Origin of the sequence: Sulfitobacter sp. SK025 (genome assembly GCF_003352105.1) — a bacterium.
In the GTDB taxonomy this organism is placed as follows: domain Bacteria; phylum Pseudomonadota; class Alphaproteobacteria; order Rhodobacterales; family Rhodobacteraceae; genus Sulfitobacter; species Sulfitobacter pontiacus.
In genome coordinates this window covers 140,280-165,196 of record NZ_CP025808.1, presented here as the reverse complement: position 1 = coordinate 165,196, position 24,917 = coordinate 140,280, and the positions used below count along the sequence as shown (strand labels likewise).

At 61.2% G+C, this 24,917-nt stretch carries 26 protein-coding genes; 12 read left to right on the top strand and 14 right to left on the bottom strand.

All coding sequences use genetic code 11. The features are described from left to right. The first annotated feature begins 7 nt into the window (after positions 1-7). Both C1J04_RS00760 and C1J04_RS00755 read left to right on the top strand, forming a co-directional pair. On the top strand, positions 8-703 hold the full coding sequence (locus C1J04_RS00760) for a DsbA family protein (protein WP_009825529.1): 696 nt from the start codon (positions 8-10) through the stop codon (positions 701-703). Then, a complete protein-coding gene (locus C1J04_RS00755) occupies positions 703-1,815 on the top strand; it encodes a CaiB/BaiF CoA transferase family protein (protein ID WP_009825528.1) in 1,113 nt (370 codons plus the stop codon). The genes C1J04_RS00760 and C1J04_RS00755 overlap by 1 nt, the downstream gene beginning before the upstream one ends. Positions 1,816-1,860: 45 nt before the next feature. Here C1J04_RS00755 and lpxK read toward each other — a convergent pair whose 3' ends face one another. The 6 genes from lpxK to C1J04_RS00725 all read right to left on the bottom strand — a co-directional run bounded on the left by lpxK (position 1,861) and on the right by C1J04_RS00725 (position 8,123). Next, positions 1,861-2,853, bottom strand: a complete 993-nt coding sequence (lpxK, locus tag C1J04_RS00750; RefSeq protein ID WP_009825527.1) for a tetraacyldisaccharide 4'-kinase — start codon at positions 2,851-2,853, stop codon at positions 1,861-1,863. After that, positions 2,850-4,079, bottom strand: a complete 1,230-nt coding sequence (locus tag C1J04_RS00745) for a 3-deoxy-D-manno-octulosonic acid transferase (protein WP_009825526.1) — start codon at positions 4,077-4,079, stop codon at positions 2,850-2,852. The genes lpxK and C1J04_RS00745 overlap by 4 nt, the downstream gene beginning before the upstream one ends. 6 nt (positions 4,080-4,085) lie before the next feature. Next, entirely contained in the window at positions 4,086-4,328 is a 243-nt protein-coding gene (locus C1J04_RS00740; RefSeq protein ID WP_005850395.1) for a DUF4170 domain-containing protein, read from the bottom strand. A gap of 42 nt (positions 4,329-4,370) precedes the next feature. After that, entirely contained in the window at positions 4,371-5,165 is a 795-nt protein-coding gene (locus tag C1J04_RS00735) for a 3'(2'),5'-bisphosphate nucleotidase CysQ (protein WP_009825524.1), read from the bottom strand. Then, complete coding sequence (locus C1J04_RS00730) at positions 5,152-6,498, bottom strand: TldD/PmbA family protein (protein ID WP_009825523.1); 1,347 nt, start codon at positions 6,496-6,498, stop codon at positions 5,152-5,154. The genes C1J04_RS00735 and C1J04_RS00730 overlap by 14 nt, the downstream gene beginning before the upstream one ends. A gap of 95 nt (positions 6,499-6,593) precedes the next feature. Continuing rightward, entirely contained in the window at positions 6,594-8,123 is a 1,530-nt protein-coding gene (locus C1J04_RS00725; protein WP_009825522.1) for a DUF2125 domain-containing protein, read from the bottom strand. A gap of 233 nt (positions 8,124-8,356) precedes the next feature. Here C1J04_RS00725 and C1J04_RS00720 point away from each other — a divergent pair, with 233 nt between their 5' ends. From C1J04_RS00720 to C1J04_RS00710, 3 genes are all read left to right on the top strand, one after another. Then, positions 8,357-9,106 (top strand): SDR family oxidoreductase, encoded by a 750-nt coding sequence (locus C1J04_RS00720; protein ID WP_037953985.1) that lies wholly within the window; start codon positions 8,357-8,359, stop codon positions 9,104-9,106. After that, positions 9,103-9,738: an enoyl-CoA hydratase/isomerase family protein gene (locus C1J04_RS00715; RefSeq protein ID WP_009825520.1), complete on the top strand. Its 636-nt coding sequence runs from the start codon at positions 9,103-9,105 to the stop codon at positions 9,736-9,738. Before C1J04_RS00720 ends, C1J04_RS00715 begins: the two co-directional genes overlap by 4 nt. Before the next feature lie 197 nt (positions 9,739-9,935). After that, entirely contained in the window at positions 9,936-11,138 is a 1,203-nt protein-coding gene (locus tag C1J04_RS00710) for a TIGR03862 family flavoprotein (protein WP_037953983.1), read from the top strand. Here the strand turns inward: C1J04_RS00710 and C1J04_RS00705 are convergent. From C1J04_RS00705 to C1J04_RS00685, 5 genes are all read right to left on the bottom strand, one after another. Continuing rightward, a complete protein-coding gene (locus C1J04_RS00705) occupies positions 11,135-11,725 on the bottom strand; it encodes a glutathione S-transferase family protein (protein WP_037942696.1) in 591 nt (196 codons plus the stop codon). The genes C1J04_RS00710 and C1J04_RS00705 overlap by 4 nt on opposite strands. Positions 11,726-11,755: 30 nt before the next feature. After that, complete coding sequence (holA, locus tag C1J04_RS00700) at positions 11,756-12,754, bottom strand: DNA polymerase III subunit delta (RefSeq protein WP_009825517.1); 999 nt, start codon at positions 12,752-12,754, stop codon at positions 11,756-11,758. After that, the gene (gene lptE / locus C1J04_RS00695) at positions 12,751-13,236 is read right to left on the bottom strand and encodes an LPS assembly lipoprotein LptE (RefSeq protein ID WP_009825516.1); all 486 of its coding nucleotides are present in this window, start codon (positions 13,234-13,236) and stop codon (positions 12,751-12,753) included. Before lptE ends, holA begins: the two co-directional genes overlap by 4 nt. Beyond that, positions 13,223-15,769 (bottom strand): leucine--tRNA ligase, encoded by a 2,547-nt coding sequence (gene leuS, locus C1J04_RS00690; protein WP_009825515.1) that lies wholly within the window; start codon positions 15,767-15,769, stop codon positions 13,223-13,225. Before leuS ends, lptE begins: the two co-directional genes overlap by 14 nt. An 85-nt stretch (positions 15,770-15,854) precedes the next feature. Then, positions 15,855-16,352 (bottom strand): DUF3576 domain-containing protein, encoded by a 498-nt coding sequence (locus C1J04_RS00685; protein WP_005850370.1) that lies wholly within the window; start codon positions 16,350-16,352, stop codon positions 15,855-15,857. 288 nt (positions 16,353-16,640) lie between these two features. On the opposite strand from C1J04_RS00685, the gene C1J04_RS00680 reads away from it, so the two are divergent. Next, entirely contained in the window at positions 16,641-17,609 is a 969-nt protein-coding gene (locus tag C1J04_RS00680; protein ID WP_009825513.1) for a porin, read from the top strand. A gap of 103 nt (positions 17,610-17,712) precedes the next feature. Continuing rightward, the gene (locus C1J04_RS00675; protein ID WP_009825512.1) at positions 17,713-18,366 is read left to right on the top strand and encodes a YggS family pyridoxal phosphate-dependent enzyme; all 654 of its coding nucleotides are present in this window, start codon (positions 17,713-17,715) and stop codon (positions 18,364-18,366) included. A gap of 9 nt (positions 18,367-18,375) precedes the next feature. On the opposite strand, the gene C1J04_RS00670 is transcribed toward C1J04_RS00675, so the two are convergent. After that, positions 18,376-18,867 (bottom strand): L,D-transpeptidase family protein, encoded by a 492-nt coding sequence (locus tag C1J04_RS00670; protein WP_009825511.1) that lies wholly within the window; start codon positions 18,865-18,867, stop codon positions 18,376-18,378. Then, a complete protein-coding gene (gene ribA, locus C1J04_RS00665) occupies positions 18,864-19,952 on the bottom strand; it encodes a GTP cyclohydrolase II (protein ID WP_009825510.1) in 1,089 nt (362 codons plus the stop codon). Before ribA ends, C1J04_RS00670 begins: the two co-directional genes overlap by 4 nt. A 165-nt stretch (positions 19,953-20,117) precedes the next feature. Between ribA and C1J04_RS00660 the strand changes: the two genes are divergently transcribed. The 5 genes from C1J04_RS00660 (at position 20,118) to C1J04_RS00640 (ending at position 23,663) form a co-directional block, all read left to right on the top strand. Continuing rightward, complete coding sequence (locus C1J04_RS00660) at positions 20,118-20,804, top strand: response regulator transcription factor (RefSeq protein WP_005850360.1); 687 nt, start codon at positions 20,118-20,120, stop codon at positions 20,802-20,804. Between the two features lie 243 nt (positions 20,805-21,047). After that, complete coding sequence (locus C1J04_RS00655) at positions 21,048-21,836, top strand: exodeoxyribonuclease III (protein ID WP_009825509.1); 789 nt, start codon at positions 21,048-21,050, stop codon at positions 21,834-21,836. 52 nt (positions 21,837-21,888) lie between these two features. Further along, the gene (gene trxA, locus C1J04_RS00650; RefSeq protein WP_009825508.1) at positions 21,889-22,809 is read left to right on the top strand and encodes a thioredoxin; all 921 of its coding nucleotides are present in this window, start codon (positions 21,889-21,891) and stop codon (positions 22,807-22,809) included. Positions 22,810-22,836: 27 nt separating this feature from the next. After that, positions 22,837-23,481, top strand: coding sequence for an LON peptidase substrate-binding domain-containing protein (locus tag C1J04_RS00645; RefSeq protein WP_005850355.1), 645 nt, complete (start codon positions 22,837-22,839; stop codon positions 23,479-23,481). Between the two features lie 29 nt (positions 23,482-23,510). Beyond that, on the top strand, positions 23,511-23,663 hold the full coding sequence (locus C1J04_RS00640) for a Trm112 family protein (RefSeq protein WP_009825507.1): 153 nt from the start codon (positions 23,511-23,513) through the stop codon (positions 23,661-23,663). A gap of 22 nt (positions 23,664-23,685) precedes the next feature. Here the strand turns inward: C1J04_RS00640 and C1J04_RS00635 are convergent, their stop codons facing one another. Further along, the gene (locus C1J04_RS00635) at positions 23,686-24,912 is read right to left on the bottom strand and encodes an FAD-dependent monooxygenase (protein WP_009825506.1); all 1,227 of its coding nucleotides are present in this window, start codon (positions 24,910-24,912) and stop codon (positions 23,686-23,688) included. Between the last annotated feature and the right edge of the window lie 5 nt (positions 24,913-24,917).

The following is a 24,917-nucleotide window of genomic DNA, read 5'->3' as shown; positions in this document are numbered from 1 at the left end:
AAATCACATGAAACCGACATTCCCCATCCTTGCGGCTGTTGCCGTAGCTGCAGCAGGTGGCTGGTACGCTTTCAGCGGTACAAATGCCGTGAACAGCACACCGATCAACCCGCTGGTCAGCGCGGCCAACGCGCAGTCAGCCGACACGGCAGAGGCGGATGCACCTGCTGCAACCACCGAAATTCAGGACATGACATTGGGCAACCCCGATTCAGCGGTCCAGATCATCGAATACGCATCCTACACCTGCCCGCACTGCGCCGCCTTTGACCAAGGCCCGTTCCAGCAGCTCAAGGCGGATTACATCGACAACGACAAAATCGGCTTCACCTACCGCGAGGTCTATTTTGACCGCTACGGCCTTTGGGCGTCGATGGTGTCGCGCTGCGGTGGCGAGGACAAGTTCTTTGGCATCACCGACATGATCTATGCCGGTCAGTCCGAATGGGTCCGCGCCGGAGAGCCTGCCGCGATCGTCGAAGAGTTGCGCAAAATCGGCCGTCTGGCCGGGCTCGACAACGCTGAACTGGACGCCTGTCTGCAAGACGGTGAAAAAGCACAGTCGCTGGTCGCATGGTGGGAAGAAAACCAGAAGGCGGATGACATCAACAGCACGCCAAGCTTCATCATCAACGGCAAGAAATACTCCAACATGCCCTATGCCGAGATGAAAGAGATCATCGACGCAGCGCTGGAAGAATAATGGCGGCCCCGCTGGCAGGGCTCAAGGTTATTGAGCTGGCACGTATTCTGGCAGGCCCTTGGGCCGGTCAGACGCTTTCGGATCTCGGCTGCGAGGTGATCAAGGTCGAAAGCCCGGCGGGCGACGATACCCGCCAGTGGGGGCCTCCGTTCATCGAGCGCGGGGAAGATAAATCCGCGTCGTATTTCCATTCGGCCAACCGGGGCAAAGCCTCGGTTGTTGTCGATCTGACCACTGATGAGGGTCAGGCCAAGATGAAAGAGCTTTTGGCCGATGCCGACATCCTGATCGAGAATTTCAAAACCGGCGGGCTTGCCAAATACGGGATGGATTACGCCAGCCTGTCCAAGCAGTTCCCCAAGCTGATCTATTGCTCGATCACCGGTTTCGGGCAAGACGGCCCCTATGCGCATCGCGCGGGCTATGATTTCATCATCCAAGGCATGTCCGGCCTGATGTCAATCACGGGTGAACCCGACCGTCAGCCGCAGAAACACGGGATGGCGATCACCGATATCTTTACCGGCGTCTATGCCACCACGGCCATTCTGGCAGCGGTACACCAGCGCAGCCAGACCGGCGTGGGCCAGCATATTGACATGGCACTGCTGGATTGCGCTGTTGCGGTGACGGGCAATCAGGCGATGAACTATCTGACCACGGGCAATGCGCCGACGCGGATGGGCAACGCACACCCGAACCTGACCCCCTACGAGGTGTTCACATCCTCTGACGGGCATCTGATCATTGCCACGGGCAATGATGGGCAGTTCCAACGGCTGTGCCGGATGCTGGGGCTGGATGATATGGCAAGTTCGGCCGACTATGCCAAGAACGCCGACCGCGTCGCCAACCGGCCCGAGATGATCCGCCGTCTGAATGGGGCTACCAGCCAACGCACCCGCGACGATCTGCTCGCCGCCTGCGAGGCAGAGGGCGTGCCAGCCGGGCCGATCAACGACATGGCCGATATGTTCGAAGACCCCCAAGTCATCGCGCGTGGCATGAAGGTCGAGCTGGACGGGGTGCCGGGCATCCGGTCGCCGTTCAAATTCTCGGGCGCTGAACTGGCTTTGCATCGCGCCGCGCCAAAGCTGGGGCAGGACGACTAGGTTCGCCCCGACACGCTGCCGGAGCTTCGCTGGAAGCTCTGGCGGTTATGCCGGTTTCGGCAGTTGATCCAGCGCGGCAAATAGCGCGTTTTCAGGATCGAACTTCAGTCGCACAGGCAGGGTTATCACCTTCATTCTGAAAGACGCGGGCAGACGCACCGCGTCTTTTTCTGTTGTGACCAACTGTGCGCCGCGCAGGGCGGCATCCGCCTCTAGCCGTCCCATCAGCGCAGGGTTCAGCGGCTGGTGATCCTCCAGCGCTTCGGCGTGGACAATCTCTGCCCCCAGATCGCGCAGGGTGGCAAAAAACTTCTCGGGGTGGCCGATCCCTGCAAATGCCAGCGCGCGGGTGTCGGACCAATCCATCCCCGTTTGCAGGGGGGTGAGTTCGGCACGCACATGCGGCAGCCCGCGGGGCAGGTCGGTCGCGTCAAACTGCGCCTGATCTGCGGCGCCACCGATGGACAGCACGATATCCGCCCGCGCCAGACCCGTAGCAACGGGTTCGCGCAAGGGGCCCGCAGGCAGGCACAGCCCGTTGCCGAACCCCTTGGCCGCATCCACCACCACAATCGATAGGTCCTGATGCAGCGCGGGGTTCTGGAAGCCGTCGTCCATGACAATCACCGAGGCCCCTGCGTCCGCCGCGGCCTGCGCCCCCGCTGCGCGATCCTGCGCAACCCAGACATCGGCAAAGGCGGCCAGCAGCAGCGGTTCATCCCCCACCTGTGCGGCGGTGTGGCGCGACGGATCAACCTGCACCGGCCCCTTCAGCGTGCCGCCGTAACCGCGCGACACCACATGGGGCGTGTGATACCTGTCGCGCAGATGTTCGACGACAGCCATGACCGTTGGCGTTTTGCCCGTGCCTCCGGCGTTGATGTTGCCGACGCAGACCACCGGAATATCCAGACGCAGCGGCGTGCCCGCCGCCAGCCTTCGGGCAGTGGCACGCGCATAAAGCGCGCCCAGAGGTTGCAACAGGCGCGCGCGCCAATCGGGCGTGGGACGGTGCCAAAAGGCGGGGGCGCGTTTCATGATGTGGTCTCTCGCTGGTCAAGCGTTTCCTGCACAAGGTCAATCACCTTGTCGGTGACGGCCGCACCGCGGCTGATCACATCCCACCCCGCCTGCGCCATCGTCGCTGCCTGATCTGGCGCGATCAGCCGGTTCACGGCGGTGCCAAGCGCTGTGGCATCATTCACGATCCGCGCGGCCCCTTCGGCAGCCAGCCGGGTATAAAGTGGCAGATACCGCCGGACTTTCGGCCCGTACAGCACAGCCGATCCCAGGGCCGCGGCCTCGAACGGATCACAGCCACCGCTGCCGTTGATCAGCGAGTTGCCCAGAAAGGACACAGGGGCCAGCCGGTAGAACAAGCCGATCTCTGCCGGATCATCGGCGATCATCACCTGAGTCGAGGCATCGGGATAGCCCGCGTCGCCCCATCGCAGCACGCGAAAGTTCTGATCCTCCATCCGCTGCGCGAAAACATCGGCCTGCTTGGGGTCGGCGGGCGCGAGGATCAGCAACAGCCGGTGTGACAGACGGAGCCCTTGGCGGTGCGCGGTGAGCACAGTGTTCAGCTCACCCTCGAGCACCTGATTGGCGAACCAGATCGGGCGACCCACAACCGCAGCTGACAGATCGGCCAGATCGGAATCCATACAAGGCAACACGCGGCCACCGGCCTGAAGGGCGGGGGTCAGCTCTATGTCCTTGCGGGCGAGCCCAAGCCGGACAAGCCGTTGCATCCCCGCCTCCGACCGCGTCATGATCGCCGAGAAATGCATCAGCAGATCGCGGGTCAGATCGCGCAGCCACCGGTCGCGTCGCCCGTCAAAGCCGTCGCTGTCGGCATCGATCAGGAACATCGGGCAGGCCTGTGTGGTCATCTCTGCAATCATATTCGGGTGCAGTCGCCCCCATGCCCAGACACAGGCGTCGGGCTGCCAGTAATCGATAAAGTTTTTGGCAAGCGTCGGGTGGTCTTCGGGCAGCGTATCGATCAGCACGTCGGCTTCGCTACACGGCGGCAGGTCGACCGGCACCAAGGCTTGGGGGACGGTGATCAGAACACTCAGCCCCGGACGGCTCCGGCACAGGCGAATGGCCAGATCCTGTATCGCGAACAAGCTGCCGGGTTCGGGGGCGTGGCACCAGACCAGCTCTCCGGTGGGGCGCTTGGCCACGGGGGTGAATGGCGGCACGCCCCCGCGACCGGTAAAGGCGCGATAGGCCGACAGCCCAAGCGACCGCGCCATAAGAGTTTACCCCAGCTCTTCGGTAGAGGAGGCCGCAGCCTCTTCGTCGCGCAGACGGTGCAGATGCGCGATAAAATACCGCATATGCGCATTATCGACCGTGCGCTGTGCCTCGTTTTTCCAGGCGTCATAGGCGCTGGCGTAGTTCGGAAAAATCCCGACGACATGGATGTCATCGACGTTTTTGAACGCGGTACCGGTGGGCGAAATCAGTTCGCCCCCAAAGACGAGGTGCAAGCGTTGGGTCATATCGCGGTCCTTTGTTTTCAAACAGATGGCCTTGGGGGCAATCTAAGGGGTGGCTTGGGTCTGGGCAAGGCCGCTTAGCAGCGCCCCATGGACGGCATCGCCCCCCGCGACGACACCGTTCAGGCGTGGATCGGGGTTGTTGAACCGCAGGGGTTGCCCCGTGCGGTCGGTGCATTGCCCGCCTGCTTCGGTGACAATCAGCGCCCCTGCGGCGATGTCCCATTCCCAGCTTTTGCGCAACGTGACCATGCCGTCAAAACGACCCTGACCCACCAGCCCCAGCCGATAGGCCAGTGACGGACGGTGCGCGCGTTTGAAGCCGGGGTCGCCCTTGGTCCAATGCTGCATGTCCATCACCGGTTTCGTGGCCAGCACGGTCGCCTCGGGCAATGTGGCGATGTCCGAGACAGAGATGCTTTGCCCGTTCAGGGTGGCACCGGCCCCCGCCGCCGCGGCATAGAGCCGGTCGAGCATGGGCAGGAACACCACCGCCGCCGTAATCCTCCCGTCGCGCGCAATGGCAAGGGAATGGGACCAGGTGTCAGACCCTTCGATAAAGCTGCGTGTGCCGTCAATCGGGTCGACGATGAACAGATCACGCTGCCCCAGCCGCCGTGTACCGTCGTCGCTTTCCTCGGACAGCCAGCCATAATCCGGGCGTGCCGCCGTCAGCGTCTGGTGCAGCATCGCGTTCACCGCAAGGTCAGCCTCGGTCACCGGGCCGGCATCATCGGGCTTGTCCCAACGCTGCGCGGTCTTGCCGGTGAAAGAGGTCGCAATCTCGCCCGAGCGGCGTGCGGCCTCGATCAGAAGGGAGAGGTCATCAAGCGCCGGCAAGGGTCATTCCCGAGACAAGAAGCGACGGCACAACGCGGCTCAGATGCGCGCGCGCGTCATTGGCTGGTACAATCGATTGCAGCATATCACGCAGATTGCCCGCAATGGTACATTCGTTGATCGCGTGGGTGATCTCGCCGTTTTCGATCCACAGACCGGACGCCCCACGAGAGTAGTCGCCGGTATTGGGGTTGATGGTCGACCCGATCATCGACGTCACCAAAAGACCTGTGCCCATATCGCGGATCAGGTCCGCGCGGGTGGCATTGCCCTGGGACAGCGCGATATTCCATGTGGCCGGACCGGGGTTCGATCCGGTGCCGCGTGCGGCATTGCCGGTCGGGGTCAGCCCCAGCTTGCGCGCGGTTGCCAGATCAAGGGTCCAGCCCTGCAACATCCCGTCGTCCACGATGGTGCGGCGCGACGTGGGCAGCCCTTCGCCATCGAACGGGCGCGACCCTGCGACGCGGGGGCGAAACGGGTCTTCGATCAGGGACATGCCCTTTGGCAGCACCTGTTCGCCCATAGCGTCGCGCAGCCACGAGGCACCGCGTGCAATCGCCGTGCCGCTGATCGCAGACAGAAGATGCCCGATCAGCGCCGAGGAAATGCGTTCGTCAAACAACACCGGATAGGCCCCCGTGGGCGGTTTGCGTGCCCCCATGCGTTCAAGAACGCGCTCACCGGCTTTGGTGCCGATGTCTTCGGGGCTGCGCAGGTCGGTCTGGAAGATGCGGCTGTCGCCGTCATAGTCCCGCTCCATCCCTGTGCCGGTGCCGGCGATTGCAACGCAGGACAGCCCGCGGTCGGTACGGCGGTATCCGCCTTCGAACCCGTTGCTGGCCGCCATAAATACCTGTTGCGCGCCATAGCCCGCACCCGCGGACTGCACCTGACTGACACCTTTGACGGCCAGTCCTGCGGCCTCGGCGCGGGCGGCGTCATCCTGCAGCGCTTCGGGCGAAGGCTCGGGCGCGGGGTCGTAAAGCTCAAGCGTCTCGACATCCCAGTCCGTCGCCAGCTGGTCGGGATCGGCAAGGCCGATGTAGGGATCTTCGGGGGCCTCTTTCGCCATTGCCACCGCGCGGATCGCCATTTCCTCGATCGTGCGGTCCGATGTGTCGGAAGCAGAGACATTGGCCGAGCGTCGCCCGACAAAAACCCGCAGCCCGATATCGACGCCCTCGGCCCGTTCGGCCTGTTCCAGCACCCCGCCACGGACATCGACGTTCACCGATGTCCCGCGCACGGCCATCGCATCAGCACTATCCGCACCCGCTTGACGGGCGGCATGCAGCAACGACTTGGTCAGCGCCTCAATGGATTGCGACATGGGGGGATACTCCTTGAATGGGTGAAAGACTGCTAGCGCCCCTGCCGCAGCTGTGCAAGGGACGCCAGTCGCTGGAGGGCCGTGGCCGCGAAGGGTTACTTGATCCGCTGCCCATTGGCGAGGATTTGCCCGTCGCGGGTAAATTCGAGCTTGGATTTCAGCGTATCGTCCTCACCCTCGGCCGGGACGGCGAACATGCCCATCATCATACGCGCACCCATCGCCATCTGCGCAGGCAGCAAGCCCGAGGACACCAGCGTATCGATCAAGGTGTTCCCGCCCACCAGCTTGAGGTCTACAGCGCCCGACGGCTTGAGCGCCGTGGGGTCGTTCTCGTCATGCTCGAATGTGACCGCGCCATTGCCGGTCAGCTTGGCCCCCAGTGCATCCACGATCAGCGCATTCAGGTTCACGCTATCCAGCTGTGCTGGCACCTGTCCGGTCTCGGCCATTCTGGTCGCGGCCTCGGGGTCAAAGTAATCCATCAGCAGCCGCGCCTTGCCGGACACATCCAGCGACAGGTTGGCAGGATCGCGGGGCAGGGTGCCTTGCGGGTTGATCATGCCCCAGACCATATCCGACATGGTGAACCCTTCGAGGTTCAGCCCAAGGGCCACGTCCTGCGCATCGTCGGACTTGAGCACCGGCGCGCTTAGGTTGAACGCCGCATTATCGAGGCCGAAGGACAGAAGGAAAGGAAACTGCTGCGGCTGCACTGACAGCGCCATGCCTTGACGCGAACCGGCATAGCTCATGCCGTCGGCGCTGGTTTCAACCGTCAAACGCCCCCCTTCAGAGGCGACAGCGGCAGACATATTGCCATTCTCGGGATCTTCGATGTCTACCGTCATGGTGCTGTTGCCGCTGGTGAACGTGCCCGCGCCGGTCATGCCTGCCCGCAGCATGGCGGCCATATCACTGGCCTGCGCAATACCAAGCGGCAACCGCCCGTCGCCGTCGAACGTCATATCCGTCGAGGTGCCGTTGATCGTCGCGATGGCGGGCTCTTTGGGGTCTTTGAAGCGCATGTCAAACGTCATCGACGCAATAGACCCGTCCTGCGCATAGGCGCGCATATCGTCCAGCACCGATTTAGAGGCGTATTCGACGTTGTTCAGCACCACATTCAGCGACGCGTTGTCGGGGCCGAAGGTCTCGTCGCCCACTGTCATCTGATCCAGCGTAAAGCCCAGCAGACCGGCAGCATATGCGCTGCTCAGGTCGGTCGGCGTCCCGCTCACGCGCATGTCTTGGCCGGTCTGGTTCACGATCAGCGCTGCGCGCACGCGGTCTTCATCCGGGTCGGTCGGGGTGATTTCGAACACCAAGGGCATTGCGTCGGGCATGACCACCGACACGGTGCCATCGTCGTTTTGCACAAGGCTCAGCTGTTCAAGCGACATCGAGATCTGGCCCAGATCAGGCTCGCTCGTCAGATCAAAGCGGACATTGCTCACCGCGAGCGTATCCCCGGATACCTTTTCGGTGGCCGTCAGCGCATAGCCCATGCTTTGCATATGGTCCTGCCAGTCACGCCACACATCCTGCGGCGTCACATCCGCCAAAGCGCTGGACGAGGTGAAAAGAACTGAAAGGGCGGCACTGCCGAAGAGAGGGCGGATCATGAAAAATTCCTTTGTCGCAAATCGCGGGCGGCTATCCGGTGACAGCGCGGTTGCGCTAAAGGTAAGCGCCCGACGCCACCTTACAAGGCAAAGCGACCCGCGCCAATCTGCGATGTTCCGCCCGCGGGGGCGCTTTTGATTGGCGCTGGCGAATGTAGTTGCTAACGATGTCACCAAACGCCGCGTGCGGCAGGCCCCGTGCGGGGCTTATTGATGACGAAGGGAATTATACGATGGATATGACAGGTAAAACCGTGATGATCACCGGTGCCAGCCGCGGGATCGGGGCCGAAGCGGCACGGGTTTTTGCAGACGCAGGGGCGAATGTCGTGCTGATGGCGCGGTCTCAGGACGCGATTGCCGATCTGGCGGGCGAAATCGGCAAGCAAGCCATCGCGATCCCCTGCAATGTGGCCCGTTTCGGTGAGATGTCCTCGGCGGTGGAAACGGTGCTGGGGGCCTTTGGTGGCGTCGACGTGCTCATCAACAACGCCGGTGTGATTGAACCGATCTCGCATCTTTCCACGTCGGACCCTGACGAATGGTCGCAGGTCATCGATATCAACCTCAAGGGCGTCTACAACGGCATGCGCGCTGTCTTGCCCGTGATGAAAGACGCAGGCGGCGGGTCGATCCTGACCATCAGCTCGGGTGCCGCGCATCACGCCATCGAAGCCTGGAGCCACTATTGCGCGTCCAAAGCGGCGGTGAACATGATGGGCCGCTCGATCCACCTGGAGGAAGCCGCAAACGGGATCCGCGCCATCGGTCTGTCGCCGGGCACGGTCGCAACCCAGATGCAGCGCGAGATCAAGGCAAGCGGCATCAACCCCGTCAGCGAACTGGCGTGGGAAGATCACATTCCCGCCGATTGGCCCGCGCGGGCCCTGTTGTGGATGTGCAGCGCCGAGGCCGACACATACTGTGGCGAGGAAATCTCGCTGCGCGACGAGGGCATCCGCAAAGCGATTGGTCTGGTATGATCGATTTCGACCGCGAAGGCCCCGTCTGGGTCGCGACGATCAACCGGCCGGACAAGGCGAATTCCCTCACCCACGAGATGCTGGTCGCCCTGGCCGAGTTCATGGAAGACGCCCAAGCCGCCCGCGCGGTGATCCTGACGGGTACTGGCAAAGTGTTCAGCGCCGGTGCCGATCTGGACGAGGCGCGCGCGGGGCTCGCTGTCTCTGACATATGGGAGAGGCTGTCGGGCGCGATTGCCGCGCTGCCGGGGCTGAGCATCTGTGCGCTGAACGGGACGCTGGCGGGGGGCGCTATGGGGATGGCGCTGGCCTGCGATCTGCGGATCTGCGTGCCCGGGGCCAAATTTTTCTATCCAGTGATGAAGCTGGGGTTCTTGCCCCAACCCAGCGACCCCGCACGTATGGCAGCCTTGATCGGCCCTGCGCGCAGCAAGCTTATTCTGATGGGCGGGCAGAAGATCACCGCCCAAGAGGCACTAACGTTCGGCTTGGTCGATCGTATTGTGCCAGCCGAGGAGCTTATGCAAAGCGCACGCGATATCGTCGCCGATACCGTTGCCGCCACGCCCGAAATTGCCACTGGGATCAAAGCGATGTGCGCCCCGCCCGAAACCCCTACCGAGATGCCCTAGGTCAGGCGGTTAGATGAACGGGACAAAGGGCACGCCGCAGCTTGCCAGCAGTGTGAGGCCCGAGATGATTAAAATGATGCGCATATTCTGCCCTTTTATTGGAATAAGCACGATCGTCGTGCATTTGGTTTAAGGTCAAGTTAATGGTGCCGCTGTAACTCACAGCTATATCCTTAACCCGAATGGAAGAGCACGTCATGACATCAGAAAATTTGCCCGCCCGCCGCGGGGTTGTCATCGGCGCGGGGCCTGCAGGGCTGATGGCGGCCGAAATGATGGCCGCGGCAGGCTTGGCTGTGACGGTCTGCGATCACAAGCCATCCGTCGGGCGCAAGCTGTTGATGGCGGGTAAATCGGGGCTGAATATCACCAAGGCCGAAGAACACGCCAAATTCCTGAACGCTTTTTCGACGGCAAAAGAACCGCTTGAACCCATTCTCAACAGTTTCGATGCTACGGCGGTGCAGGAATGGGCCAAGGGAATGGGGCAAACCCTATTCACCGGCTCTACCGGGCGGGTTTTCCCGACCGTGATGAAGGCGTCGCCGCTGCTGCGTGCGTGGCTGGCACGGCTGGCCGATGCAGGTGTTGCGGTGAACACCCGCTGGCGTTGGACCGGATGGGAAGACGGCGCGCCGGTCTTCGATACGCCAGACGGCATGAAAGGCTTGCCGGCCGATGTCACCGTGCTGGCCATGGGCGGGGCAAGCTGGTCACGCTTGGGGTCCACCGGTGCTTGGGCCTTGCCGCTGCGCGACGCGGGCGTCGATATCGCGCCTTTTGCGCCTGCCAATGCAGGAATCGCGATGAACTGGTCGCCGCATATGGAAGCGCATTTTGGCGCGGCGCTGAAAGGGATCGGCTTGAAATCAGGCACCCACCGATCGCGGGGGGAGGCGGTTATTTCCGCCCGCGGATTGGAAGGCGGCGGGATCTACACCGTGTCGCGCGGGCTGCGTGAAGGGCATCCGCTGATGCTGGACCTGCTGCCGGACCAATCCCGCGAGGCGCTGGTCGAAAAGCTGGCTAAGCCACGTGGCAAGATGAGCGTGGCAAACTATCTGCGCAAAACGCTCAAACTGGATGTGGCCAAAATTGCGCTGCTTCAGGAAATGGCGCGCCCCTTGCCGGCGAACGCGACTGACTTGGCGAGGTTGCTGAAAGCGCTGCCGGTGAAACACGCAGGGCTGCGCCCGCTGGACGAGGCGATTTCAACCGCAGGCGGGGTAAAGCTTGATGCGCTGGATGACGGGTTGATGCTACACGCCCGCCCCGGCGTTTTCGTTGCAGGTGAAATGCTGGATTGGGAGGCCCCGACGGGCGGGTATCTGATCTCGGCCTGCCTTGCGACAGGCCGATGGGCCGGCCAACACGCTGCCGCATGGGCGCAGCGGGGTTAACCTTCGCGGGTGGCGGCGGCCTTGAACGCGGGGCGGTCACGCATGGACTTGGCCCAATTTCCCAGCTTGTCATCCACCCGCGCAAATCCCGCGCCGATGGACCAGTTGATGCAATGGGTCGCCAGCAAATCCGGTATGGTGACCTCCTCCCCCATCAGGAACGGTCCGTCCAACCTGTCTGACAGGATCGCAGCAGAGCGGGCGAATTCGGCTTTGAGGCTATCCTTGATCTCGGGGACGCGCTGTTCCTGCGGGAAAACAAAGCTGTGTTTCGCCGCAGCCCAAAGGATCGCATCCATTTCGTCGATCAGCCAGAAGGTCAGCGCATCCTGATGCGCTCGGGCCGCGGTGCCAGGGGGGGCTGTCAGCGCGCCATGCTTGTCCGCCAGATACTGCATGATCGCGACAGAATCGGTCAGCACGTCGTCGCCGTCCACAAGTGCGGGAATTTTGCCGGACGGGTTGTATTGCTTTGCCTCGTCCGAACGTGGCGCACAGGGCAGGTGATCGTAGGGCTGGCCCAACTCCTCGAGCATCCACATCACCCGCATCGCCCGCGTTTTGGTTGCCCCGATTACCTTATACATCGACATTCCCTCCCAAGAATTAACCTGAATTTAGCGTTGTGCCCCCAGCATGGCGAGGCGGATAAAGGCGCGTTCGACCAGCGCCATCGTCGGCGCGTGTTGGCCTGCTGACCGAAGCGTCAGGTCGGTGTCTGTCAGCACGGTCAGTGCGGTTTCCAGTTTGGCCGCACCCCAGTTTTTGGCCTGACGCATGGCGCGATCGCGGTCGCGCACGCCCCAGATCTGGCCGCCCGGATTGCTCGCGATGCGGTAAAGCGTGCGAAAATGACGTGTCGCCATGATGATCAGCGTCACGGCGTTCACCCCTTGGGCCTGCAGCTTGGCCATCACCGGGCCGATGTCGCCCGCGCGCGCCTCTGCCACGACGTGGAGAATGTCGTCGACCTCTGCCTCTGTCGAGGTGGGGGCGCAGTTGGCCACATCCTCTGCCGTGAGCGGGCCTGCGTCGCCGATCTTATAAAGCGTGATTTTATCGACCATTTGACGAAAATCGCCCGGATCAAGCACCCGCGCCAATTCACTAAGCGCCCCCATCGCATCCGCCTCGGGGCTGAGCTTTGCTTCGGCAAGCACGCGTTCAATCTCTGCCCGGTCGGGCGGATTGTCGTAGATCGGAGTGGCGAAAGCGTTCTTATGTGCCTCGAACGCCTTGAGCACCTTGGAGGTTTTCTTCAGATCCCCCGCCGACACGACGATCTGCGCGTCGCCCGGCTGCCAGTCGGCCAGCGCATCGGTCAGGATTTTGGCGATATTGTCGTTGGCGTCTTCCACAAAAGCCGCGCGCGGCCCCGGAAAGAAACCCACGGCCTTGATCGCGTCCAGCAACATAGGCGCATCCCGCCGCAGGTCAGCGGCCTGAATACGGGTCAGGCGCATTTCCTCTTCGGCATTGGGGCCCAGCAGGTTTTTCAGGAAAGTTTGCCGTTTCAACGCGACGCGCATCGCATCGCCGCCATAGATCAGCAGCCCGGTCTTCGTCGGATCGGGCTTGGCGAAATAGGCATTCGCGTCGCGCGGGGGCAGCTTCATGGGGTCAGATCGGCCGCGTAAAGGCGGGTGACCAGCTGGTCGGCCAACATGACCATCAAGCGTTTTTGGGCATCACGTTCTGCCGCGAGCGTTGCAACAGTCGAACCGGTCGCGGAATAGCCGGTAAAGTTTTCGACATTTCCTGATACCTCGATCTGACCACTGCTGAGGTTGCGCAGGGCGAAATCGACCTTGCCGACCAGATTATACCGTGTGGTGTTGTCTTCGCTGTCGATCGCCAACCCCTCTTCCGAGGTATCGACGGTCAGGGCCAAAGCATAACGCGGACTGGCGGCGCGGCCCAACCGCGTCTCGATCTCGCGAACGAGCGTGTAGGAATAGGCATCATTCGGCGCGTCGACCTGCACCGCGTTTTGCAGCGCCGTGCCAGTGCCGCCGGGGCCATAAACGGGTTGAAACCCGCAGGCCGCCAGGACCAGCAGTGGCAATGCGATAAGAAAACGGCGGTTAAGCAACGACATTGACGATCCGTCCGGGCACAACGATGACCTTTTTGGGCGTGGCCCCATCAAGGGTACGAATGACAGCTTCGTGGCTTAGCGCGATCTTTTCAACCTCTTCCTTCGGCATATCGGCAGGTACCTGAATTTCCGCGCGGCGTTTGCCGTTGATCTGGATCGGCAGGGTCACCGTATCGTCGACCAGCATCGCTTCGTCTGCTTGCGGCCAGGACGAGGTGGTGATCAGACCGTCGCCGCCTTGCGCGGTCCAGATTTCCTCTGCCAGGTGGGGGGTCATCGGGGCCATTAACTGGGCCAGCGTCATGATCGCTTCGCGCTGTGCGGCTTTGCCCGCCTTGGATTTTTGCAACGTCGCGGTAAAGGCATAAAGCTTGGCAATCGCGGCGTTGAAGCCAAAGGATTCCACCCCCATCGTGACATCGTGGATGGTCTTGTGCATCGCGCGCAGCAGATCGTCGTCGCCAGTGCCTGCGGTGGTATCGTCCATCTCGGCGATGCGGGTGCTGATGTTCCACACGCGGTTAAGGTGTTTATACGCGGCTTCTGCCCCGGATGCGGTCCATTCGACATCGCGTTCGGGAGGCGAATCGGACAGAACGAACCAGCGGGCGGTATCCGCCCCGTAGTTCGCGATGATCCCCAGCGGGTCGACCACGTTTTTCTTCGACTTCGACATCTTGGCCGAGGGGATGATTTCAACCTCTGTCCCATCGGCGAGTTTACCGTCGGTCACATCTTCGGGCAGGTGATAGACGGGGCGGTCATTTGCGTCGCGGGTCTGGTAAATCTCATGTGTTACCATGCCTTGCGTGAACAGCGCGTTAAACGGCTCAATCGCTTTTTCGGGCAGGTGGCCGGTGATCTGCATCGCGCGGGCGAAGAAGCGCGAATACAGCAGGTGCAGGATCGCGTGTTCGATGCCACCGATATATTGGTCCACATTCATCCAGTATCCCGCATCCGCCATATTGGTCGGCGTGTCAGCACGTGGCGCGGTGAAGCGGGCGAAATACCAAGAGGAATCGACGAATGTGTCCATCGTATCGGTTTCGCGTTTCGCGGGCGCACCGCAAGACGGGCAGGCGCAGTCGCGCCATGTGGGGTGTCGGTCCAACGGGTTGCCGGGCGTGTCAAAGCTGACGTCATAGGGCAGCTCGATCGGCAGGTTCTCTTTCTTTTCGGGCACCACGCCGCAGGTGTCGCAATGCACGACCGGGATCGGGCAGCCCCAGTAGCGTTGCCGGGACAGGCCCCAATCGCGCAGGCGGTATTTGGTCACGCCTTGGCCCACCCCCTGCGCTTCGCAGGCGTCGATGGCCGCAATGATCGCCTCTTCGCCGGTTTGCCATTTCTCGCCGGCAAAGCCGCCGTTGTAATACACTTTTTCGGATTTCGCCGGCACGAAGGGCGCGGAGAGCTTTGGGTCTGCGTCCTCGGACGGCAAGAAGGTCGACGTGATCGGCAGCCCGTATTTTGTGGCGAATTCAAAGTCCCGTGCGTCATGGGCGGGGCAGCCAAAGATCGCCCCCGTGCCGTAGTCCATCAGGATGAAATTCGCGATATAGATGGGCAGTTCCCACGCGGTATCGAAGGGGTGGCGCACACGCAGGCCGGTATCCATCCCCAGCTTTTCGGCAGTCTCGATCGCTTCTTCGGTCGTGCCGCCCTTGCGACATTCGGCACAGAAGGCCGCGATTTCGGGACTGTCTTTCTCGAGCAGTTTGGCCAGCGGGTGATCGGGTGAAATGCCGACAAAGCTTGCGCCAAGCAGGGTGTCGGGGCGCGTGGTGTAGACTTCGATCCGGTCGAAACCTTCCGGCGCGTCGATGGTCGAGAACGCGAATTGCAGACCGCGCGATTTGCCTATCCAGTTCGCCTGCATCAGCTTGACCTTCGCGGGCCAGTTATCAAGCGTGTCCAACGCATCAAGCAGCTCTTCCGAGTGGTCGGAGATTTTAAAGAACCATTGCGTCAGCTCGCGACGTTCCACCAGCGCGCCGGAACGCCAGCCGCGTCCTGCCTCGACCTGTTCGTTGGCCAGAACGGTCATATCGACCGGATCCCAGTTCACGATGGCGTTCTTGCGATAGACCAGCCCTTCCGACAGGAAATCGAGGAACAGCGCCTGCTGCTGGCCGTAATATTCGGGGTCGCAGGTAGCAAATTCGCGCGACCAGTCGATCGACAACCCCAGCGGTTTCATCTGGTCGCGCATGTCGGCGATATTGCCATAGGTCCAGTCTTTTGGGTGACCGCCAATCGCCATCGCGGCATTTTCAGCGGGCATCCCGAAGGCATCCCAGCCCATCGGGTGCAGCACGTTATGCCCCGTCGCGATCTTGTAGCGCGCGATCACGTCGCCCATCGTATAGTTCCGCACGTGGCCCATGTGGATGCGCCCCGACGGATAGGGAAACATCTCGAGCACGTAGTACTTCGGCTTGTCGGCGTTGCGTACCGCTTGGAACACATCGTTCTTTTCCCAGGCGGCTTGCCAGCGGGCTTCGATTTCGGCGGGGGAGTAGGAGGGCATCTTGGCAGACCTTATCAACGAAAAACGCCGGGCGAGCGACTAGCGCGTGGCCCGGCGTGATAATGGGGAATAGACGGGTGCGGGCTTAGAATTTGGCGTCGGCAATGCGCATTTCACGCGCACGGCTCAGGATCGCGTCTTCGACCGCGCGAGAGGTTGCTTTGCTGACCGTGCGGCCACCACGGGTTTGCAGCGCGATGTTCAGCGACCGTGCATCAAGCGCGGGATCATCAATCAGGACCGTCGCGCGGTAGGACTGGCTGCCCCCCGGGGGGGTGCCATAGCCGGTCACGATCACACCGGTATAGGGGTCGATGGATTGCACGGGCAGGAAGTTGAGAACTTCGAGCGACGCGGACCACAGGTATTTGTTGACCGACACGCTGGTGTCATTGTCTTTGCGGTTGAAGATCGCCCAAATGGTGTTGTCTGGGTTCGTCTCGACATAGTTGGGGTTCGTCGGAGACAGCCCGAGGTTCGGGTCGTTGTCGTTGGGCGGGCCGAAGTTCAGGCCACCGCATGCGCCAAGCGCTGAGACCACCACGAGGGCTAGTGTAGATTTGAATACCGAACTGCGCACCATCTCGACCGTCCTTTGCCTGTTTGGGCACAGGTCTATCCAAGCGGGGTTCGGTGGGCAAGCGCAATGTCAGTATATACTAGAGTACAGGGCACCTGTGCATCTGCGTTCTTGGCCGGTCCGAGCATTCAGCGGGGTTGCGCAACTGTGACATAGCTGCATCACAGTTTTTTCCAATGATGCCAAGGCTTCCGCGATCCTTGCCAAAACAAAGGCAAACGCTGAAAACACACTCATACCTCTACCGGATTCCCCGGTATGGGCATATGAATTCAAACCGAGGGATAACTCATGAAAAAAGTTCTCTTCGCTACAACAGCTCTGGTTGCGACCGCTGGCGTTGCAGCTGCAGACGTTACATTCGGCGGCTACGGCCGTTTTGGTGTTATATATTCAAGCGCAGCGGGTGCCAACGGTATCGCCCAGACATTCGGCGATGACGGCACTGGCGACAGCTCTGTGGATATCACCAGCCGCTTCCGCCTTCAGATCGACGCCACAGCCGAATCGGACGCTGGCGTTACGTTTGGTGCGCGTGTGCGGATCGAGCAGGAAAATGACGAGATTTTCGGACCACCTGCTGGTGATGGTTCGTACAACAGTACTGGTATCAACGCGCCTCGTTTCTTTGCCCGTTCCGGCGGTTTAGAAGTTGGTGTTGGTAACATCTTCGGCGCTTTGGAATTCATGCCTGGCATGTACCCGATCGACTTGGGTTTGACCGGTTTGCAATACGAATACTCACCCTACCGGTTTGGTGGTGACGCGTACGACTCCGACGGTGCTGGCGCGGCTTCGACCAACAACGCCGTCGAGGTTATGTACTCCGCTGGCGACCTATCAGTTCATGTGTCCGCATCAGACGGTGCAAACGAGCGTGTTGCAGCATATGTTGCATACGCATGGAACGGTTGGAAATTTGCACTGGGTGGTCAAGATTCCAACAGTGCGTCCGATACGGAACTGGCAGCATCTGCTGGTGGTAACATCGGTCCAGCGTTTGTTTCCCTTGCTTGGGCAGATAACGGCACCAACGGTGATCAATTCACGTTGGCTGCACGCTTTGATGTTGGCGCAGCAACAAATATCGAAGCCTACATTTCTGACGCGGACACCATCTTTGGTACGCCGACGCAGAACACTGGTTACGGTATCGATTTCAACCACGACTTGGGTGGCGGCACGTCGCTCCGTGGTGGTGTTGCGAAGCTTTTTGCGGGCCATACGGTTGCGGACCTGGGTGTTCGCTTCAACTTCTAAGTTGAACGATACAGTCTAAAAGAGGGGCAGGCCGTTGGTCTGCCCCTTTTCTTTTGCGCCAAGCTGTTGTTCTGTGCGCCCTTAACAACGAGGGCCGACTGACATGAGCTTGCACGACATCACATCCCGCATCGCCAAAGCCGAAGCTGACGCAGGCCGCACGCCGGGCAGCGTCCAATTGATCGCGGTGAGCAAGGTGCAGCCGGACACCCGCGTGGCGGCTGTTCTGGACGAAGGGCACCGTTATTTTGGCGAAAACCGCGTGCAAGAGGCGGAGGGCAAATGGCCCGCCTTTCAACAACAGTATGACGGAGTGGGCTTGCACCTGATCGGCCCGCTGCAAAGCAACAAGGCGCGCAGCGCGATGGAGCTGTTCGACGTGATCCACACGCTCGACCGTCCTAAATTGGCCCAAACCTTCGCGCGGCTGGCGCAGGAACTGGGGCGCTGCCCTGATATGTTCGTGCAGGTGAACACCGGCGAAGAGGCACAGAAGGCAGGCGTCCTACCGGCAGATGCGGATGCGTTTATCAAGGAATGTCAGTCGCTTGATCTACCCGTGCGCGGATTGATGTGTATCCCGCCGGTCGACGAGGAAGCCGCGCTTCATTTTGCGTTACTGGCCAAGATTGCGGCGCGAAACGGGGTAGGCGACTTGTCGATGGGGATGAGCAGCGACTTTGAAAAGGCCATCGCGCTTGGTGCGACCCATGTGCGCGTCGGCTCTGCTATCTTTGGGGAACGCAGCGCGGGCTAAGGCTGCCTGCTAGACGATCAAACGGCTATGACGGGTCAGCCGTGCCGCTATGTCATGAAGGTGCGCGCGTGAAAACGCGACGCAGCCTTCGGTGGGATAGCCCGGTCGGCGCTGCTGGTGGATAAAGATCGCCGACCCGCGCCCTGCAACGGCATCGGGCCAGTTCCAATTGGTCAAGATCACCAGATCGTATAGGGGATCGGCACGGCGCAGAACCTCGTGGCTGTGCGGGTAGGGGGCCTGCACAAGGCTATTATAGTCGTCTTGCGTCCCGTCATCAGACCAAAGATCACGCGGGCCAATCGGCATCGCCCACGGCACAGGGGCGGGAATGCGGTCGGGACGGTAGAGCATACCGACAATCCGGTGAATGCCCGCAGGCGTCGCTTTGTCGCCCTCGCGCTTATTGTGGGTGATCCCGGTTTTGCCGATGGTGCAGGGGTAAAGCTGCCCCTGAAACCGGACGCCCCGCGGCGTGAGGACCAGATCGTCGGGTGTCACAGAAGGTGCCCGGATTTGGCGGCTTTTGTCGCAAGGTAGGCGTGGTTGTGGCTATTCTCGCCGACCTTGAGAGGGACGCGCTCTGCGACTTTGACGCCGCTTGCCTCCATCATCTCGACCTTGCGGGGGTTGTTGGTCAGCAGGCGCACCGACGAAAACCCCATTGATGTCAGGATGTCCGACCCCAATCGAAAATCCCGTTCATCGTCTTCAAAGCCCAGACGGTGGTTCGCCTCGACCGTGTCAAAGCCTTGATCCTGAAGAGAATAGGCACGCATCTTGTTGGTCAGTCCGATGCCGCGCCCCTCTTGGTTGAGGTACAGCAACACGCCGTGCCCTTCGGTCCCCATCTGGGTCAGCGCGGCATGTAGCTGTGGCCCGCAATCGCATTTCAGACTGCCCATGATATCGCCGGTAAAGCAGGCCGAATGCAGCCGCGCGAGCACGGGTTTGCTGCGATCGGGGCGGCCGATTTCGATGGCGTAGTGTTCCTCTCCGCCGTCGTCGGGGCGGAAGATATGCAGGCGTCCGGCCTCTGACACCTCCATCGGGAGACGCGCATTCACCACCGGATGCAAGGGGCTGCGCGCGGCAAGGATCGGTTGTGCCGCGCTCAGGTTAATCATCGTCAGGCCGTTTTGCTGGGCGAACTGACCTGCATCCGGAAGGTCAAGGATCACCGCAGCTGGCAGCAGGCGCGCTGACTTGATCAGATCAATCGCCAAGCCGTGCGGCGTTGCATCGCCCCCACGTGCGCAGGCCAGGGGGCCTTTCAGGGGGCTGCGCAGATCGTCCGCCGGATCCGCGATGGATTTCACCCACCGCAATGTGGCGTCCCGTGGCAGTAGGACCCGCGCAAAGCTGCCATCGTAGGCGCGCGCTTTCAGGGTTTCGGCGCGTCGGGCGCTGATCGCCAGCACCGGTTCGCCGCCCATGGCCAGCAGGCCGGTCAGCCGCGCGGGTGTCAGCGTTTCGGCCGCCATAACCAGAACCGGCCGCGATCCCGCCAGTACAATGGGAACGCCCAAACGCAGGTCCGCACGGGCGCGTGCCAGTTGCTCGGTTATATCGGGCCCAAAAACCATGATTTGAAATCTTTCATGTTATGTTGTCACATTTCTTACTGCAGAAACCGGCGGATTGAAACATTGCGCGACAATTTCGCACGGTCGTGTGATCAAACACCTGCTACTCTTGCACGCACGGCTTTGTGAACACATCTAAAGTGAAGTTGTAGAGGATGAGTTGATATGGCCCAGCTAAAGAAAATCTTGCTCGTAGATGATGACGACGACCTGCGCGACGCGCTGAGCGAGCAATTATTGCTGACCGAAGACTTTGATGTATTCGAAGCAGGCAATGGCGCAGACGCCAAAACCCGCGCCGCCGAAGCCTTGTATGATCTGGTCATTCTGGATGTTGGGTTGCCGGATATCGACGGGCGTGACCTGTGTCGCGACCTGCGCACCCAAGGCGTGAAAAGCCCGATTCTGATGCTGACGGGGCATGACAGTGACGCGGATACGATCATGGGTCTTGATGCAGGCGCGAATGATTACGTCACCAAACCGTTCAAATTCCCCGTTCTCTTGGCGCGCATCCGAGCACAGCTGCGCCAGCACGAACAATCCGAAGAAGCGATTTTCCAGCTTGGGCCCTATACGTTCAAGCCGTCGGCCAAGTTGCTGATCACCGAAGACGACAAGAAAATCAGGCTGACCGAAAAAGAGACGAATATCCTCAAGTTCCTATACCGTGCTGCCGCGGGCGTCGTCCCGCGCGACACGCTTTTGCACGAGGTTTGGGGCTATAACGCCGGTGTCACTACGCACACGTTGGAAACCCACATCTACCGCCTGCGCCAGAAGATCGAGCCTGATCCCTCCAACGCAAGAATTTTGTTAACTGAATCAGGTGGATACAGAATTATTTCATAATTGTGGAACCCAAGCGGGTGCCGCTGGTTATTCCTGCGAGAGACGGGGTTTTCATGACCCGTCGATCGGTTTGAACCCGAAGTTTGTATCCGGGAAATGATACATACCTCCCTGTTGGACTAGGCCGGGCCTTTGTGCCCGGTCTTTTTTTGTCCGCAGCCCGGAAGTGCCGGTAATTCGGCATGGTGGACGCTGCGTATTTCGCGGTAGGGTGCGCGCGATCTGACCCAAGGGAGCTGCCTCATGCCTTTCACGCTGGCCACATGGAATATCAACTCTGTCCGGTTGCGCGAACCGATTGTGCTCAAGCTGCTGGCTGAACATGGGCCAGACGTGCTGTGTTTGCAGGAATGCAAAAGCCCGGTCGACAAAATCCCCACCGCGGCCTTCATCGAAGCGGGCTACACCCACATGGTGGCACGAGGGCAAAAAGGATACAATGGTGTGGCAATCCTGTCGCGCTTGCCCTTGGTGGATGCCGGTGATCAGGACTTTGCGACGCTGGGCCACGCGCGCCATGTTGCGGCAAAGCTCGAAAACGGGGTGACGGTGCATAACTTCTATGTGCCCGCTGGCGGCGACGTGCCCGACCGCGAGGTGAACGAGAAGTTTGGCCAGAAGCTCGATTATCTGGCGGACATGCGCGACTGGTTCCACGGCGACAAGCCCGAGAAATCCATTCTGGTGGGCGACCTGAACATCGCACCGCGCGAGGATGATGTCTGGGATCACAAGAAGCTGCTCAAGGTGGTAAGCCACACACCGATAGAGGTCGAAAAGCTTGCCGAGACGCAGGACGCCGGTGGTTTTGTTGACGTAACGCGGCAGGATATCCCGCAAGGCAACCTGTACAGCTGGTGGTCCTACCGCGCCAAGGATTGGGATGCGGCAGACAAGGGCCGCCGGTTGGATCACGTCTGGGCAACGCCCGATATCTCGGGCGCGGCACATTCCAGCCGCGTGTTGCGCGACGCCCGTGGTTGGGAAAAGCCCAGCGACCACGCGCCGGTCTTTGCGACATTCGACCTTTGAAATAGACAGACGCGCCCTCATATAAAGGGCAACCCCAAGCGAGGATTTTGATATGATGGATTTGAACCTTTCCCCCGCCGGTGCCGGTGATGCCGATCTGATCAAAGACACGAGCGAAGCGACCTTCATGGCCGATGTTGTCGAGGCATCGCAAACGGTGCCGGTGATTGTCGATTTCTGGGCCCCGTGGTGCGGCCCGTGTAAAACCCTTGGCCCGATGCTCGAAGACGCGGTGCGCGCGGCCAAAGGCGCGGTCAAGATGGTCAAGATCAACGTTGACGAGGCCCAACAGATCGCAGGCCAGTTGCAGATCCAGTCGATCCCGACCGTTTATGCTTTCTTCAAGGGCCAGCCGGTTGACGGTTTTCAGGGGGCCCTGCCACAGTCCGAGATCAAGGCGTTCATCGACCGCGTGATCAAAGCGGGCGGCGGCGAAGCCCCCGGTGAAGAGCTGTCAGAGGCCGTGGCCGCCGCGGATGACATGCTTGCCGAAGGGGCGGCGCAGGACGCGCTGGACACTTTTGCCGCGATCCTGGGCGAAGACCCGAACCATGCCGGTGCTTATGGCGGGATGGTGCGCGCCTATATCGCGTTGGATCAGCTTGATCAGGCCGAAGCGCATCTGAACGGCGCACCCATCGAAATCTCTAAAGCGCCCGAGCTTGAGGCCGCGCATGCGCAGCTTCAACTGGCACGACAGGCAGCCGATGCGGGCCCCGTGGCAGAGCTTCAGGCGGCGGTGGATGCCAACCCTAATGACATGCAGGCGCGTTTCGATCTGGCGCAGGCGCTTTATGCGCATGGCGACACGCAGGCCGCTGTGGATCAACTGCTGACGCTTTTCGGCAAGGATCGTGAATGGAATGACGGCGCCGCCAAGACGCAATTGTTCACCATTTTCGAGGCGTTGAAACCCAATGATCCGATTGCGCTGAATGGTCGTCGTAAACTTAGCTCTATGATATTTGCATAAGGCTGTGCGCGCCCTAGGTAAGCTTACATGATACAGCAATCGGACCTGCCAGACACAATCGCGATCTTCCCGTTGTCGGGCGCATTGCTGCTGCCGCGCTCGCGGTTGCCGCTGCATATCTTTGAACCGCGCTATCTGCAGATGATCGAAGACAGTCTGAAAACGCCGGGGCGATTGATCGGCATGGTGCAGCCCAATGTGGTGCCGGGGCGCGACGGTCCGGGGCTGCAAACCATTGGTTGCGCCGGGCGGATCACCCAGTTTTCCGAGACTGAGGACGGGCGCTATATGATCACCCTCGCGGGGATCTCGCGTTTCCGGGTGGTGAAAGAGGTCGAAGGCTTCGCGCCCTACCGCCGTTGCGATGTCAACTGGGACGGGTTTGAACGCGATCTTGGCAAGGATGAACAGGACAGCAGTTTCGACCGCGATAATTTCCTGAACACGCTTGGCCGTTACTTCGACGCGCGAAACCTGTCGGCAGATTGGGATACGTTGCAAGAGGCCGACGATGAACTGTTGATCAATTCACTGTCGATGATGCTGGATCTTGACTGCGAAGACAAACAGGCCTTGCTCGAGGCACCATCCCTCTCTACCCGACGCGAGACGTTGCTGACGTTGATCGAATACACCCTGCGGGGTGGCCAAGAAGGGGAGATGATGAATTGAACGCCGAAGAGATACCATTCGACCGCCGCATGCTAGAGGCGCTGATTTGCCCCCGCACGCAGATGCGCCTGACCTATGACGCCGACAAGCAAGAGCTGATCTCGGAAGCGGCCGGTCTTGCCTATCCGATCCGCAACGGTATCCCCGTGATGCTGGTGGACGAAGCGCGGGTTATCGACTGACCCGCCGGGGGTAGGCTGCCCCCTAAAGCGCCTTACCCTGCATCAGACGGGGCAGGGTGCCCGTCAGCCCCGCCGCCTCGCGCATGAAACCGCGACGGGCATCGGGCAGGGCGTTAATCGCCGCCATCCCCACATCACGTGCAAGACGCAGCAGCGGGTTGTCGTTGGAAAACAACCGGTTGAAGCTGTCCGTCGCCAATGCCAGCGCGGTGTTATCAAAGCGACGCCACAGCTGATATTGCTCAAGCACCGTGGTGCTGCCGACATCCTGCCCGCGCCGTTGCGCATCAGCGATCACCTCTGCCAGCGCGGCGACATCGCGCATGCCGGCGTTCAACCCCTGACCGGCAATCGGGTGCACCCCATGTGCGGCATCCCCCAGCAGCGCGACACGCGGTGCCACCATCGAATGCGCCAGCGATAGGCTCAGCGGGTAAGTGTACCGCGCACCGGCAAGGGAAATCTCACCCAGAAAATCACCAAAGCGAGGGCGAAGCACGTCGAGGTATCCCTCGTCCGGCAGCGCGTGGATATGCGCTGCGTTGGCGGCGGTCTCGCTCCAGACGATGGAGGACCGGTTTTCGGTCAGCGGCAGGATCGCCAGCGGACCGGGGGGCATAAAGAACTGATGCGCGACCCCGTGATGGGGTTTATCATGGGCGATGGCGCAGACCAGCGCGGTTTGCGCATAATCCCAGCCGATGCGTTTGATCCCCGCCCGCGTGGCGGTGCCCGAGGCGCGACCATCCGCGCCGACAACCAGACGCGTGCGCAGGGTCTTGCCGTCTTCCAGTGTCAGGGTGACGCCCGCCGGGGCGGCGTCTTGCGCGATGACCGTTTCGCCGTCCAACCGCGTGATGCGGGCCTCAGCGCTCACCGCTTCTGCCAAGGCGCGCCGCAGGTGGCGGTCCTCGACCATATGGCCCATCGGCCCTTCTTCGATCTCTGCGTGATCGAAATGCATGAAGAAAGGGGAGGGGCCTTCGCCCGCGCGCCCGTCCGTCACTTTGATCTCGAGCATCGGTTGCGCGTGGGGTTTCACGCCCTCCCAGATCCCGAGCGCCCCGAGCATCCGTGTCGAGGTCAACGCCAGCGCATAGGATCGCCCGTCAAACGCCGCATCTTCCCGCGTGGCAGCGGGCAGCCTGTCGATCAATGTGATCCGCAGCCCGATCTGCGCAAAAGCCAAGGCAAGTGACGGGCCATTCAGCCCACCACCGACGATTGCGATATCTGTATCAAAATCCATAGCTT